Raw genomic sequence first — 14,068 nt, 5'->3', positions numbered from 1 at the left:
CGCAGAAGCGGACGGCCTGGCCGATTCCCGATTCTCCATTCCCGATTCCCGCGAGCAGAGCGAGCAGAGATGGCAGGCGGACGCGAAATCAAAACCAAGATCAAGAGCGTGCAGAACACCCGCAAGGTGACGCGCGCGCTCGAGATGGTCTCGGCTTCCAAGATCCGGAAGGCGCAGGACCGCATGAAGACCTCGCGCCCGTACGCGCGGGCGATGAAGCAGGTCATCGGCCACCTGGCCCAGGCCAACACCGATTACCAGCATCCCTTCATGGTCGAGCGGCCGGAAGTGAAGCGGGTGGGCTACATCGTCATCTCGTCGGATCGCGGCCTGGCTGGCGGCCTCAACAACAACCTGTTCCGCAAGATGCTGGGCGAAGTGCGCGGCTGGCAGGACAAGGGTGCCGAGGTCGACGTGGTCACCATCGGCCAGAAGGCCTCGGTGTTCTTCCGCCGGATCAAGGTCAACCTGGTCGGCAGCGTGTCCCACCTCGGCGACAGCCCCAAGCTGGACCAGCTGATCGGCGTCATCAAGGTCATGCTGGATGCCTACACCGAAGGCAAGCTGGATCGCGTGTTCGTGGTGTACAACGGCTTCGTCAACACCATGACGCAGCGCGCCTCGTTCGACCAGCTGCTGCCGCTGCCGGCGGCGGAGACGCAGGTGGCCCACCACGATTGGGACTACATCTACGAACCCGATGCGGCGACCGTGCTGGACCACGTGATCACCCGCTACATCGAGGCGCTGGTGTACCAGTCGGTGCTGGAGAACCTGGCATCCGAGCACGCCGCGCGCATGGTGGCCATGAAGGCCGCCAGCGACAACGCGACCAAGCTGATCGGCACCCTGAACCTGGTCTACAACAAGGCCCGCCAGGCGGCGATCACCCAGGAAATCTCGGAAATCGTCGGCGGCGCGGCGGCGGTGTAAGTAGGAACGGGGATTCGGGAATCGGGAATCGGGATTCGAAAGAGCAGCGCAGCGCGCCTTTCACGAATCCCGAATCACGAATCTCCAATCCCGAATCACTGAAGAGACCGGCTTGGCTGGTCGAGCGAATTAAATAATCGGAGCAACGAAAATGAGTCAGGGCAAGATCGTTCAGATCATCGGTGCGGTGGTTGACGTCGAATTCCCGCGCAATGAAGTGCCGAAGGTGTACGACGCGCTGAAGGTCGACAACACCGCCATCACGCTGGAAGTGCAGCAGCAGCTCGGCGACGGCGTCGTGCGCACCATCGCCCTCGGCTCGACCGACGGCCTGAAGCGCAACCTGGTCGCCGTCAACACCGGCCGCGCCATCTCGGTGCCGGTGGGCAACGGCACCCTGGGCCGCATCATGGACGTGCTCGGCACGCCCATCGACGAAGCCGGTCCGGTGCAGGCCAGCGACCACTGGGAAATCCACCGTGCCGCCCCGTCGTACGAAGACCAGTCCTCGGCCAACGACCTGCTGGAAACCGGCATCAAGGTCATCGACCTGATGTGCCCGTTCGCTAAGGGCGGCAAGGTCGGCCTGTTCGGCGGCGCCGGCGTCGGCAAGACCGTCAACATGATGGAACTGATCAACAACATCGCCAAGGCGCACAGCGGTCTGTCCGTGTTCGCCGGCGTGGGCGAGCGTACCCGCGAGGGCAACGACTTCTACCACGAAATGAAGGACTCCAACGTCCTCGACAAGGTGGCGATGGTGTACGGCCAGATGAACGAGCCGCCGGGCAACCGCCTGCGCGTCGCCCTGACCGGCCTGACCATGGCCGAGTACTTCCGCGACGAGAAGGATGCTTCGGGCAAGGGCAAGGACGTGCTGCTGTTCGTCGACAACATCTACCGCTACACCCTGGCCGGCACCGAAGTGTCGGCGTTGCTGGGCCGCATGCCGTCGGCGGTGGGTTACCAGCCGACCCTGGCCGAGGAAATGGGCGTGCTGCAGGAACGCATCACCTCGACCAAGACCGGTTCGATCACCTCGATCCAGGCCGTGTACGTGCCCGCGGACGACCTGACCGACCCGTCGCCGGCGACCACCTTCGCCCACCTGGACGCCACCGTCGTGCTGTCGCGCAACATCGCCTCGCTGGGTATCTACCCGGCCGTGGACCCGCTGGATTCCACCAGCCGCCAGCTCGATCCGAACGTGATCGGCCACGAGCACTACGACACCGCCCGTCGCGTCCAGGCCACCTTGCAGAAGTACAAGGAACTGAAGGACATCATCGCGATCCTGGGCATGGACGAACTGTCCGAAGAAGACAAGCAGGCCGTATCGCGCGCCCGCAAGATCGAGCGCTTCTTCAGCCAGCCGTTCCACGTGGCCGAAGTGTTCACCGGCTCGCCGGGCAAGTACGTCGCCCTGAAGGACACCATCCGCGGCTTCAAGGCGATTGTCGACGGCGAGTACGACCACCTGCCGGAGCAGGCGTTCTACATGGTCGGCAGCATCGAGGAAGCGGTCGAGAAGGCCAAGAAGATGGGCGCGTAAGCGCTCCTCCTTGGGATTCGGGATTCGGGATTCGGGATTAGAGATTCGCAAGAGCGGGATTCGTGCTGGATAGGGTGTGGATGAGGAGCGCTTCGGCGCTTGCCGAATCCCGAATCCCGAATCCCGAATCCCGCCCCGCGACAGCGAGGTAACATGAGCACCATCCGTTGCGACATCGTCAGCGCCGAACAGGAAATCTTCCACGGTGAAGCCACCCTGGTCGTCGCCACCGGCGAGCTCGGCGAACTGGGCATCGCGCCCAAGCACGCGCCGCTGATCACCCGCCTCAAGCCGGGCAAGGTGGTGGTGACCCTGCCGAACGGCGAACACCTGGACTTCGCCATCTCCGGCGGCATCCTGGAAGTGCAGCCGCAGGTCGTCACCGTGCTGGCCGACACCGCGATCCGCGCGCAGGACATCGACGAAGCCTCGGTCCGCAAGGTCAAGGAAGAAGCCGAGCGCGTCCTGGCCAACAAGGATCCGAAGATGAGCGCCGAGGAAGCCCAGGCCCAGCTGGCCATGAGCATCGCCCAGCTGAGCGCGCTGGAGCGCCTGCGCAAGAACCTGAAGCACTGAACCGCGCGATTCCATTCCGCGTCATGGAAAACGCCGGCCCTGGGCCGGCGTTTTTCTTTTCCGTCGGCCGCGCAGGCAGGGCTGGCGCAGGTCGTCTGCCGCGATTGACCACCGCGATGCGTGAGGAACCCTTCCTCAGCGATAGACGATGTGACGCCAGAGGAAGAAGGCGACCACCGCCAGGCCACCTTCAACGAGCGGTTTGGCCAGCCAGGCCTGCTGCAGGCCAAGCCCGGCGGCGATGGCGGCGACCAGCCATGTGCTGACCAGTGTCAGCGTCAGCCAGACCACGATGAAGCGGAGCAGCCGGCGCCACCCCAGCTTGGGCCTGCCCGACTGCGCGAACGTCCAGCGCCCGTTGAGCCAGAAACCGAGCAGCGCGCCGCTGGCGCGGCCGGCCAGGTTGGCCGGTGCCGGCGCCACACCCAGCGCGGTCAGGGCCACGAACAGCAGCCAGTCCAGCAGCAACTGGAAGATGCCGGCAATGACGTAACGGGGCGCTTGCTGCAACAGGCTCAAAGAGATGCCGGCGAAAATCGGGGAGCGCACATGCTACCCGCGACGGTGGCTTAGAATCGAGCTTCAAGGACTGTCTCTACAGGAACGCCAATGACCCACCCCCTGCACGTCATCATCCTGGCCGCCGGCGAAGGCAAGCGCATGAAGTCGGCGCTGCCGAAGGTGCTGCAGCCGATTGCCGGGCGGCCGATGCTTGCCCATGTCATCGAGGCGGCGCGGGCGCTGGCGCCGGCCGGCATCCACGTGGTGTATGGGCATGGCGGCGATCAGGTGCAGGCTGCACTCGCCGATCAGCCGGATCTGCAATGGGCGCACCAGGCCCAGCAATTGGGCACCGGCCATGCGGTGGCCCAGGCCATGCCGCAGGTGCCGGATGCCGCCAGCGTGCTGGTGCTGTACGGCGACGTGCCGCTGACCCGGGCCGAGACCCTGCAACGCCTGCTGGCCGCGCCCGGCCGGGTCGCCGTGCTGGTGGCCGAGCCGGAGGATCCGAGCGGATACGGGCGCATCGTGCGTGATGCCGAGGGCCGGATCGCCGCCATCGTCGAGCACAAGGACGCCAGTGACGAACAGCGGCGCATCCGCACCATCAACACCGGCATCATCGCCGCCGAATCCACCGCGCTGCGGCGCTGGCTGTCGGCGCTGTCCAACCACAACGTCCAGGGCGAGTACTACCTGACCGACATCTTCGCTTCGGCCGCGGGCGAGTTCAGCCCGGCCGAGATGGTGCTGGTGGCCGATCCGATCGAAGCCGAGGGCGCCAACGATCCCTGGCAGCTGTCGCAGCTGGAACGCGCGTACCAGTTGCGCGCCGCGCGCGCGCTGTGCACGCAGGGCGCGCGCATGCTGGATCCGTCGCGCTTCGATCAGCGGGGTACCGTGAAGGTGGGGCGCGATGTCGAAATCGACGTGGACGTGATCCTGGAAGGCGAAGTCGAACTGGGTGATGGCGTGCGCATCGGCGCGTTCACCCGCCTGAAGGACGTCAAGCTGGGCGCCGGCACCGTGGTGCGTGCCCACTGCGATCTGGAAGGCGTGGTCTGCGGTGACAAGGCCCAGATTGGCCCGTATGCGCGCCTGCGTCCGGGCACCGTGCTGGCCGACAGCGTGCACATCGGCAACTTCGTCGAGACCAAGAAGATCACCCTGGGCCTGGGCAGCAAGGCCAATCACCTGACCTATCTCGGCGACGCCGTCATCGGCGCCGGCGTCAACATCGGCGCGGGCACCATCACCTGCAATTACGATGGCGTCAACAAGTCCACCACCACCATCGAGGACGGCGTGTTCGTCGGTTCCAATTCCTCCCTGGTGGCGCCGGTGACGCTGGGCCGCAACGCGACCATCGGCGCGGGGTCGGTAATCACCAAGAATGCGCCGGCCGATCAGCTCACCGTCGCCCGAGGTCGTCAGGCCAGCATCGAGGGCTGGCAGCGCCCCAAGAAGAAATCCTGAGGGGGAGCCGGGCTTGCCCGGCTCGCGGGGTTTCAGGAAGCGGTGATGATTTCCGTGCAGCGGAGCAAGCTCCGCTCTACGGGACCGCAATCTGTCATGTGGGAGCGACGTGAGTCGCGAGCCTTTGCCACATGCATTCGTATCACGATGCATGCCGGGTGTTCCGCGTATCGCGACTTACGTCGCTCCCACAGGAAGGGAGGGTGCGCGCGACGCCTCAGGCACCCGGATTGTCCGGCAGCTGGATCGCCACGCACAGGCCGCCGCCTTCGCGGTTGTGCAGGGACAGGCGGCCGCCGTGGGCCTCGACGATTTCGCGGGTCAGCGCCAGGCCCAGGCCGGTGCCGTTGCGCTTGGTCGAATAGAACGGCACCAGCGCGTTCTGCAGCACGGCATCATTCATGCCGCTGCCGCGATCCATCACTTCCAGGCGGATCCAGTCCGGCAGGCGGGTGACCTTCATCGCAACGCCGTCCACGCTGGAACCCGATTCGTGGGCATTTTTCAGCAGGTTGAGCAGGGCTTGTTCCAACTGGGCCGGATCGATGCGGCTGCTCAGGTCGTCCGCGGGCATTTCCAACTGGAAGGTGATCTGCCGACGCAGGCCTTCCAGCCAGGTGTTCCAATGGATTGTCTGCAGCTGCGGTTGCGGCAGCTTGGCGAAACGCGCGTAGCCGCGGATGAAGCCTTCCAGATGGCGGGCGCGATCCTCGATGGTCGCGAAGATCTCCTCCAGCCGGTCATGGCGGCCGCGTCGGATCAGCTCGCTGCCCGAGTGGGCCAGCGAGGCGATGGGCGCCAGCGAATTGTTGAGTTCGTGACTGATCACGCGGATGACCTTCTTCCAGGTCATCACTTCCTGCCGGCGCAGTTCGCTGGTCAGCAGGCGCAGCAGCAGCAGTTCGTGGCGACGGCCATTGAGGCGGAAGTAGCGGCGCGCCAGGTGGTAGACCTGTTCCTCCTCCTCGCTGTCGGCCTGGGCCACCGCGAACAGGCTGTCGCCGCCGCGCGACAATGCCTCGCGCATTTCCACCGGCGCGCTTTCCAGCAGCAGGTCGAAATTCTGCCCCTCCAGTTTCCAGCCGCCATGCAACAGCTTGCGCGCGGCGACATTGGCGAACACGACCCGGCGCACGCCATCGCCGCCGGTGGCCAGCAGCAGCATCGCCACCGGTGTGTTCTGCACCATGGTGTCCAGCAGCAGTTCGCGCTGCACCAGGCTCTGGCGCTGTTCGCGCAGCACGTCGCCCAGTTCGCTGTGGGAGGCCACCAGTGCGCCGAGTTCGTCCGGGCTGTCCCAATGGATGCCGAAGTTGTACTCGCCGTCGCGATAACTGTTCACGCTGCCGGACAAGGCGCGGAACAGCGAATTCATCGGCGCCAGCGCTCGCCGCACGGCCAGCATGACCAGCGGCAGCACGATCAGTGCCGACAACAGGAACGCCAGCCGGTCGTCGTCCAGCCAGCGGTGCAGCAGCAGCGGCAGCCCGATCGCCACCGCCATCGAAGGCAGCAGCCACAGCAACAGGCGACCGGCGAGCGAGCGACGGGTCATTCGCGCGGGATGCCGTAGCGGTCCATGCGCCGGTACAGCGCCTGCCGGCTCAGGCCCAGTTCGGCGGCGGCCTGCGCGATCACGCCGCCGGCACGCGACAGCGCGTTTTCAAGCGCCGCCTTGTCCGGTTCGTCGGACGGAACGCTGCGCACCGGCGCCGAACGGGGCAGGTTGAGATCCGCCGCTTCGATGCGCGCGCCCTGGGCCAGCAGGCCGGCGCGCTGCATCACGTTGCGCAGTTCGCGCACGTTGCCCGGCCAGCCGTGCCGTACCAGCGCCGCGCGGGCCGATTCGCCGATCGGCTTGTCGGCCGGGCGGAAGTGTTCGGCCAGCGGCAGGATGTCGCCGGGCCGTTCGGCCAGCGGCGGCAGGTTCAGTTCGATCGCGTTGAGCCGGTAGTACAGATCCTCGCGGAACGTGCCTTCGCGAATCATCGCCGGCAGGTCGGCGTTGGTCGCGCTGATCACCCGCACCGTCACCCGTCGCTCGCGGTTGGAACCCAGGCGCTCGAAGCGGCCGGTCTCCAGTACCCGCAACAGCTTCATCTGCCCGGCCAGCGGCAGGTTGCCGATTTCATCGAGGAACAGGGTGCCGCCATCGGCGGCCTCGAACTTGCCTTCGCGCGTCTTGTTGGCGCCGGTGTAGGCACCGGCCTCGGCACCGAACAGCTCGGCTTCGATCAATTCGGAAGGCAGCGCGCCACAGTTGAGGGTCACGAACGGTCCGGCCTTCACGCTGGAATTGGCCTGGATGATCTCGGCGATCTTTTCCTTGCCGCTGCCGTTGGGTCCGGTGATCAGCACCGGCAGATCCGAACGCGCCACCTGGCAGGCCAGCGCGATCATGCGCTCGCTGGCCGGATCCTCGAACACCAGTCCGCGCAGATCGTAGCGGGCGGCGAGTTGTCCGCGGCTCTGGCGCTCGCGGCTGCGCCGGCGATCCAGTTCGCTGCGCGCCTCGGACAGCTCGATCAGGTTGTTGACCGTCGCCAGCAGCTTGCGGTCATCCCAGGGCTTGGCGATGTAGTCCACCGCACCGGCGCGGATCAGGTTCACCGCCGCTTCCAGGTGGGTCCATGCCGTCAGCAGGATCACCGGCAGATCCGGATGCTGCGCGCGGATTTCGGCGAACAGCGCTTCGCCTTCCGCGCCGGAAGTGGTGTCGGCGGAGAAATTCATGTCCTGGATGACCAGGTCTACCGGCTCCTGTCGCAGCGTGGCCAGGCCGGCCTCCGGCGATTCGGCGTGCAGGGTGGTGATGTCGTGCAGGGAAAACAGGACTTCCAGCGCGGTGCTGACGGCGCGGTTGTCGTCGATGACGAGGATGATGGGCATGCCTATAGCCTAACCCAGGGCTTGCGCGTCACGCGCTCCGGCGCGACGTTGGCGGCGCGGCGCGCGGGCCAGGTCGCGGCGAGTTGCGCCACCGCCATGATCACCAGTGCCGCGCCGGCCAGCCACAGTGGCGAGGCGGGTTCCAGGGTCCACGGCGCGGGCAGGCGGTGGAGCAGTGCGCGCGCGGCGACGGCGCCCAGGCCGATGCCCGCCAGGGTGATCAGGAAATGTTCCCAGCGCACCGCCAGCCGGATCTGCCGCGCGGTCGCGCCGACCGCGCGATGCAGGCTGATCCGCAGCGCGCTTTGCTGCACCCACAACTGGCCGGCCACGCCCAGGCTCAGCAGCGTCAGCAGCCACCAGCCGGCCGCGCAGGCGAGTGTCGTCCACATCCAGCGACGCTCCGCGTGCAGGGTATCCAGGCGCATCTCGTCCATCCGCAACGGCATGGCGACCGGTCGTTCGGGGAAGCTCGCGACGAGCAAGGCATGGACCCGCTGCGCCACCACGTCGCGTTGTTCCGGCGCGGTGCGGATCAGCAGATGCGCCCACGATGCATCGCCTGGACGCAACGGCAGGAAGAGCGCCGCGCCCGGCGAGGCGTGACCGCGACTGCCCAGCGGCAGCGGCGCGCGGTCGACGACGCCGACAATCCGCGCCGGTCGCTGCAGGCCACTCACCGGCCGGCCCAGCACCGGCCCGCCCGGATACAGATCCTCGGCCAGCGAACGGGTGACCAGCGCGGGCAGCGCGCTGCCGTCGCCGGCGTCCGGCGTCATGACCTGATCTTCCGAAGCGAGCAAGTCGCGGCCGGCGGCGATGTCCAGGCCAAGCGCGCGGGGCATGTCCGCGCCGCCCATGTAGATGCTGGCGATCCGATCACGGCCGACCGGCGGGCGGTCGCCCACGGCGGCGTTCCACGAGTTGCGCGCGTACGGAACCTGGTTGGTCGCGACCGCGGCCTCGACGCCGGGCAGGGCGCGCAGCGCCTGCATCAGCGCGGGCACGTCCACGACGGTGGCCGCGCGGCCCATTGGCGGAACGACCAGCAACGAGGCTTCGGAAACTCCGCTGGGTGCGGTCCGCGCATGCTGCCAGGCCGAGTGTGCCTGCCAGGCGAGGTACAGCAGCAGGAAACCAACCGCGACCTCCAGCACCAGCAGCGTGGCCAGGCCGCGGTGCCGGCACAGCAGGATGGGGATCCGAAACAGGGAACGAAGGTCCATGGTTCACCCGGCGGAAGAAGACTCCCCGCCGTCGGGCGGGGAGTCGGAGGGCGGCAGGCGGGCCGATCAAGCGCTACGGGTCGCCACCGCCGGCGGCACCGACGCCGCGCGCATGGCCGGGCCGAGCACCGAGATCTGGCCCAGCAGCCACAGCAGCACCGCGCCCACCGGCAGGTAGTACAGCGGCAACCGCGCCAGCTCGTACTTGCCCATCAGCACCTGGTTGATGCCGTAGGCCAGCGCCATGCCGATGACGATGCCCAGCGAGGCCAGTAGGAAGTTCTCGGTCTGGAAGTAGCGCAGGATCTGCCGGCGGGTCGCGCCCAGCGCCCGGCGCACGCCGATCTGCTTGGAACGCTGCTGCACCCAGAAGCTGGCCAAGCCGACGATGCCCAGCGCGGTCACGATCAGCAGCGCCACGCACACCGCCACCAGCAGCCAGGCCATCGAGCGGTCCTGCCGGTAGAAGTCGTTCCGCATCTCCTCGATGGTGTCCTGCTCCAGGATGATCCGATTGGGGCTGTTCTTCTGCAGCACGTCCACCGCAGCCTTCAGCACCTCGGCGCGGCGCTCGGGATCGGTGCGGATCAGGAAATGGCCGCCCATGTTGAAGGGCACCCGGATCGGAAACATCATCGAGTACTCGTACGCGGTCGGTCCGCCCTGTTCGCTTGGCCGCACCAGGTGTTCGACGATACCGATGATCTTGATGGGTTCATCGCCCCAGCTGTAGAACGTCTTGCCCAGTGCGCTGCCATCCGGATAGAGCGCGTTGGCCATGCTGCGGGTGATGATCGCCGACGGGATGGTGCCGGGGGTGTCGGGCTTGTTCAACGTTTCCCATTCGAGGAATTCATCGCTGTTGAACTTGCGCCCGGCCACCAGGTTCAGGCCGAGGGTATCGAGGAACTGATCGTCCGCCATGTAGACGGTGGCGTTCAGATTCTGATGGGTCTGCTGCTGGTTCAGGCGGACGCCGCTGTTCCAGGAACTGTTGTTGAATGCCACCTGGTTGGTCACCGAAGCTGCCTTCACGCCGGGCAAGGCGCGCAATGCCGCCAGATCGGCCTTGGTGAGTGCTTCGGCATTCTCGTCGCGGCCGATGCCGGCCAGCTGGACGCGCACGATTTCCTTCTCGGCCAGGCCGCTGACGCGGTCCATGCGCTCCAGTCGTCCGTTGATCAGGAACAGGGCGTTGCAGATGATCGCGCAGCTCAGCGCGACCTCGATGACGATCAGTGCGGCGGCGGTCTTGTGCCGGCGCAGCGCGGTGAAGATGGGGCGGATATCCATGAGGTGTGCTCCGGGAGAGTTGCCGTTCCGGCCGAGGCGTGCGGGAGAGAGAGCTACCGCGCGTCCATCGGCCGGAGCGGCGACTGGATCATTGGGTTTTGAGCTGGATGGCCGGGGTCACCTGGCAGGCGCGCCAGGCGGGCAGCAAGCCCGCCAGCACGCTGGCCAGGATCGCCAGGCCGAACGTGGTCAGCAGCATCACCGGGTCCAGGTGCGCCAGTTCGGCGTAGCTGGCCGGCTGCTGGCGTACTGCCCACAGGCCCAGCAGGGCAAGTCCCAGTCCGAGCACGCCGCCGGCCAGGCCGATGGTGCCGGCCTCCACCAGCGCCTGGGTGAAGATCGCCCCCTTGGAGGCGCCCAGGGCGCGGCGCACGCCGATTTCGCTGGAGCGACGCATGAACTTGGCCAGCAGCAGGCCCACCGTGTTGATCAGGCAGACCAGCAGGAAGCCGAATGCCAGCCAGGTCTGCAGGCGCACGTCGCTGGGCACGACTTTCTTGTAGTCCAGCCACTCCATCACGTTGCGCAGGCGCACGTTGGTTGGCCGCTCGAAACGGCCGGCGCGGCGCTGCTGGTCGGAGTAATTCACCAGGTACTGGCGGTAGGCTTCCACCTTTTCCGGCGTATCCAACTGCACCCAGTACTGCATCCACGTGCAGGGCGCATTGACGCCGGTCTCGTCGCCCTGGCTGTCGCCCCAGCAGTTCATCGAACCGTTGCGGCCGAACTTCATGTTCACCGCGGTGGAGAACGGCAGGAACACCTGCTCCACCTCGCCGTAGCGATCGCTGTTCAGATCATAGAAGCGCGGGGTGGGGCGCCAGTCCTCCAGCACGCCGATCACGCGGAACTCGTTCTGGTCGATGCGGATCGACTTGCCCACGCTGTTGCCGCCGTCGAACAGCTTTTCGTTGAGTTTCTGGGAGATCACCGCCACGCGCGCCTGGGTATCGTCCTCGCGTGCGCTCCAGGGCGTTCCCTGCGCGAACGGTGCGTCGAACATCGGGAAGAAATCGGCCGAGGTGTAGCGCGCGTCCACCACGAACGGGGACAGGCCCTGTTTCTCCGGCTCGATGCTGACGCCGCCGCCGGTCATCAGCGCCTGGCGATCGCCCTTCTTCTCGCGCAGCAGCGCCTCGGCGTCGAAACGCGTCACCTGCTCCTCCGGCTCTTCGCCAGCGGTGTAGCCGTCCATGCTTTGCGGATCCATCTGCGGGTAGAACAGGGTGTGGCTGCGGCCCGGCATCGGATCGCCGGACAGGATGTAGAACACGGTCAGGGTGGTCATGCTGGCGCCGATGCCCAGCGCGATGGCCAGCACCATCAGCGCGGTCAGCACCTTGTTGCGCCTGAAGCTGCGCAGGGCAAGCTGGAAGTAGTAACCGAACATGGTCAGTTCCTCAGGCCTGGGCGGGAGCGAGATTGACGTCCAGGCCCACCGTGGAAATCAGGCGCGGCTCGGTGGTCAGGTCGGTGGCGGCGCCGTCGACGATGTGCACGTTGCGCTGCGCGCGCGCGGCCAGCTCCGGATCGTGGGTCACCATGATGATGGTGGTGCCCTGGCTGTTGATCTCCTCCAGCAGCTCCATCACCCCACGGGCCATCTGCGAGTCCAGGTTGCCGGTCGGTTCGTCCGCCAGCAGCAGCTTGGGCGTGCCGGCCAGGGCACGCGCGATCGCCGCGCGCTGCTGCTGGCCGCCGGACAGTTCGGACGGGTAGTGCTTCATGCGCGAGCCCAGGCCGACGCGGGTCAGCGCGTCCTCAATGCGCTGCTTGCGCTCGGAAGCGCTCATGCCGCGGTAGCGCAGCGGCACGTCGACGTTGTCGAACAGGTTCAGATCCGGAATCAGGTTGAAGCTCTGGAAGATGAAGCCGATCTTCTGGTTGCGCAGCTTGCTGCGCGCGTCATCCGACAGCCCGCTCACGTCCTGGCCGTCCAGGGTGTACTGGCCACCGGTGAAGGTTTCCAGCAGACCGGCGATGTTGAGGAAGGTGGTCTTGCCCGAGCCCGACGGCCCGGTCACCGCGACAAACTCGCCCTCGCGGACATGCAGGTCGAGGGAGCGCAGCGCGTGCGTCTCCACCTGGGAAGTGCGGTAGACCTTGGAAACCGAACGCATCTCGAGCATGGCGAAGTCCTTCTGGTGTGTGCGTAGCATGGAAGTCTGGGAATACGGGAAATACGGAATGGCGGGTACGAAAACGGGAAGACGGTGAGTCGATGAATCAGTTGATCGAGACCCGCTCGGCATCGCCGAACTGGTCGCTGCCGGACACCACGACCTTGTCGCCCGGCTGCAGGCCGCTGACGATCTCCACCGCGCTCAGGCTGCTCACGCCGATCTGCACCGGGCGGCGCACCGCCGAGTTGCCGTCCATCACGTAGGCGTAGCGGCCGCCGGACTGTTCGACGAACGGGCCGCGCTCGACCATCAGCACGTTGCGGCGGGTGTCCATCAGGATGCGCGCGCTCAGGCGCTGGCTCTGGCGCAGGCCCGGCGGCTGCTTTTCGCTGAAGCGGATGCGCGCGTTGACTTCGCCATTCACCACTTCCGGCGACACCGCCGAGATCTCGCCCGGATACGGCTGGCCGTTGCTGGTCAGCTGGGCCGGCATGCCGATCGCCAGATCGCGGGCGAAGCTCTCCGGCACCTTGATCTCCACTTCGAACTTGGACAGGTCCACCACGCTCATCACCGGCGCGTTGATCGCCACGTTGGAGCGCTGCACCGCCTGCACCTGGCCGACCTGGCCATCGAACGGCGAGCGCAGGGTCAGCGCATCGACCTGGCGCTGCACCTCGGCCACGATGGAACGTTGGCGCTCGGCCATCAGCTGCTTGTTGCGCGCATCCAGGCTGGCGCCCTGGCCCTGCAGGTTCACGTCCTTGCGCGCGTGATCCATTGCGATCTCGGTCTTGCGCAGATCGTCCTTGGCCTTGGCCACGTCGATCTGCGGCACCGCGCCGCCGTTGAAGCCGCGCTCGTAGCGTTCCAGATCGCGCTGGGCGGCCTGGCGATCGATGTCGGCCTGGTCCAGCGCCTTCTGCGCGTTGGCGCGGGTCACCGCCGCGTCCAGGGTGGCGCGGCTGGCCTCGGCTTCCAGGCCGGCCAGGGCCGCCTGTTCCTGCGCCAGCTTGCTACGCAGCTCGGGGCTGTCGATCTCGGCCAGCACCTGGCCCTTGGTCACCTTGTCGCCGGCCACCACCTTCAGGGTCACCACGCCGCCGGCGATGGCGTACAGGGTGGGACTGTTGGAGGCGATGAGGCGGCCGTCGGCGGAGATGTCGCGCACCAGGTCGCCGCGCTTGACCTCGGCGATGCGCACCCGCGCGCCGTCGAAGGAGCGACTGCCGCCCACCCAGCCGCGCACGGCGAAGCCGATGACCAGCAGCAGGGCCAGGCCACCGGCGGCCGGCAGCAGCCAGCGCTTCCAGGGCGCGGCGGCGGTGGCGGTGGGGCCGGCACTCAGGGGGCGATCTTGCGCGGAGGTGTCCCGAATCATCGATGGCATGCGTTTATTGGGAAGACGCCCCGTCAAAGCAGGATGCGTGCCAATCGCAACCGTTTGATTTTCAAGGGGGAGAAGGGCGTTGGAACGGTGTCCGGGTGTCCGTGGACAC

Annotated in this window: 12 protein-coding genes; 4 read left to right on the top strand and 8 right to left on the bottom strand. The window is 66.9% G+C overall.

Going from position 1 to position 14,068, the window contains the following annotated elements:
* The first annotated feature begins 69 nt into the window (after nt 1-69).
* From atpG to IQ458_RS03160, 3 genes are all read left to right on the top strand, one after another.
* A complete protein-coding gene (gene atpG, locus IQ458_RS03170) occupies nt 70-933 on the top strand; it encodes a F0F1 ATP synthase subunit gamma (protein ID WP_141454322.1) in 864 nt (287 codons plus the stop codon).
* A 151-nt stretch (nt 934-1,084) separates the two neighbouring features.
* The gene (gene atpD, locus IQ458_RS03165) at nt 1,085-2,485 is read left to right on the top strand and encodes a F0F1 ATP synthase subunit beta (protein ID WP_141454321.1); all 1,401 of its coding nucleotides are present in this window, start codon (nt 1,085-1,087) and stop codon (nt 2,483-2,485) included.
* Nucleotides 2,486-2,638: 153 nt separating this feature from the next.
* Nucleotides 2,639-3,061, top strand: coding sequence for a F0F1 ATP synthase subunit epsilon (locus IQ458_RS03160; RefSeq protein WP_183640762.1), 423 nt, complete (start codon nt 2,639-2,641; stop codon nt 3,059-3,061).
* Nucleotides 3,062-3,196: 135 nt separating this feature from the next.
* Here the strand turns inward: IQ458_RS03160 and IQ458_RS03155 are convergent, their stop codons facing one another.
* On the bottom strand, nt 3,197-3,580 hold the full coding sequence (locus tag IQ458_RS03155; protein ID WP_203321891.1) for a GtrA family protein: 384 nt from the start codon (nt 3,578-3,580) through the stop codon (nt 3,197-3,199).
* Between the two features lie 90 nt (nt 3,581-3,670).
* Between IQ458_RS03155 and glmU the strand changes: the two genes are divergently transcribed.
* Entirely contained in the window at nt 3,671-5,038 is a 1,368-nt protein-coding gene (gene glmU, locus IQ458_RS03150) for a bifunctional UDP-N-acetylglucosamine diphosphorylase/glucosamine-1-phosphate N-acetyltransferase GlmU (RefSeq protein WP_203321890.1), read from the top strand.
* Nucleotides 5,039-5,255: 217 nt separating this feature from the next.
* Here glmU and IQ458_RS03145 read toward each other — a convergent pair whose 3' ends face one another.
* The 7 genes from IQ458_RS03145 to IQ458_RS03115 all read right to left on the bottom strand — a co-directional run bounded on the left by IQ458_RS03145 (nt 5,256) and on the right by IQ458_RS03115 (nt 13,950).
* The gene (locus IQ458_RS03145) at nt 5,256-6,593 is read right to left on the bottom strand and encodes a sensor histidine kinase (protein WP_183640767.1); all 1,338 of its coding nucleotides are present in this window, start codon (nt 6,591-6,593) and stop codon (nt 5,256-5,258) included.
* The gene (locus IQ458_RS03140) at nt 6,590-7,927 is read right to left on the bottom strand and encodes a sigma-54-dependent transcriptional regulator (RefSeq protein WP_203321889.1); all 1,338 of its coding nucleotides are present in this window, start codon (nt 7,925-7,927) and stop codon (nt 6,590-6,592) included. Before IQ458_RS03140 ends, IQ458_RS03145 begins: the two co-directional genes overlap by 4 nt.
* 2 nt (nt 7,928-7,929) lie before the next feature.
* Complete coding sequence (locus IQ458_RS03135) at nt 7,930-9,153, bottom strand: ABC transporter permease (protein ID WP_203321888.1); 1,224 nt, start codon at nt 9,151-9,153, stop codon at nt 7,930-7,932.
* A gap of 66 nt (nt 9,154-9,219) precedes the next feature.
* Entirely contained in the window at nt 9,220-10,446 is a 1,227-nt protein-coding gene (locus tag IQ458_RS03130) for an ABC transporter permease (RefSeq protein WP_192199092.1), read from the bottom strand.
* An 88-nt stretch (nt 10,447-10,534) separates the two neighbouring features.
* Nucleotides 10,535-11,836, bottom strand: a complete 1,302-nt coding sequence (locus IQ458_RS03125) for an ABC transporter permease (RefSeq protein WP_183640773.1) — start codon at nt 11,834-11,836, stop codon at nt 10,535-10,537.
* A gap of 10 nt (nt 11,837-11,846) precedes the next feature.
* Nucleotides 11,847-12,575, bottom strand: a complete 729-nt coding sequence (locus IQ458_RS03120) for an ABC transporter ATP-binding protein (RefSeq protein ID WP_225562498.1) — start codon at nt 12,573-12,575, stop codon at nt 11,847-11,849.
* A 97-nt stretch (nt 12,576-12,672) separates the two neighbouring features.
* Entirely contained in the window at nt 12,673-13,950 is a 1,278-nt protein-coding gene (locus IQ458_RS03115) for an efflux RND transporter periplasmic adaptor subunit (protein WP_203321962.1), read from the bottom strand.
* Nucleotides 13,951-14,068: the final 118 nt, after the last annotated feature.

The sequence above is a fragment of the Pseudoxanthomonas beigongshangi genome (assembly GCF_016820515.1).
Lineage (GTDB): Bacteria > Pseudomonadota > Gammaproteobacteria > Xanthomonadales > Xanthomonadaceae > Pseudoxanthomonas_A > Pseudoxanthomonas_A beigongshangi.
This window is presented reverse-complemented; position numbering and strand designations above follow the sequence as displayed.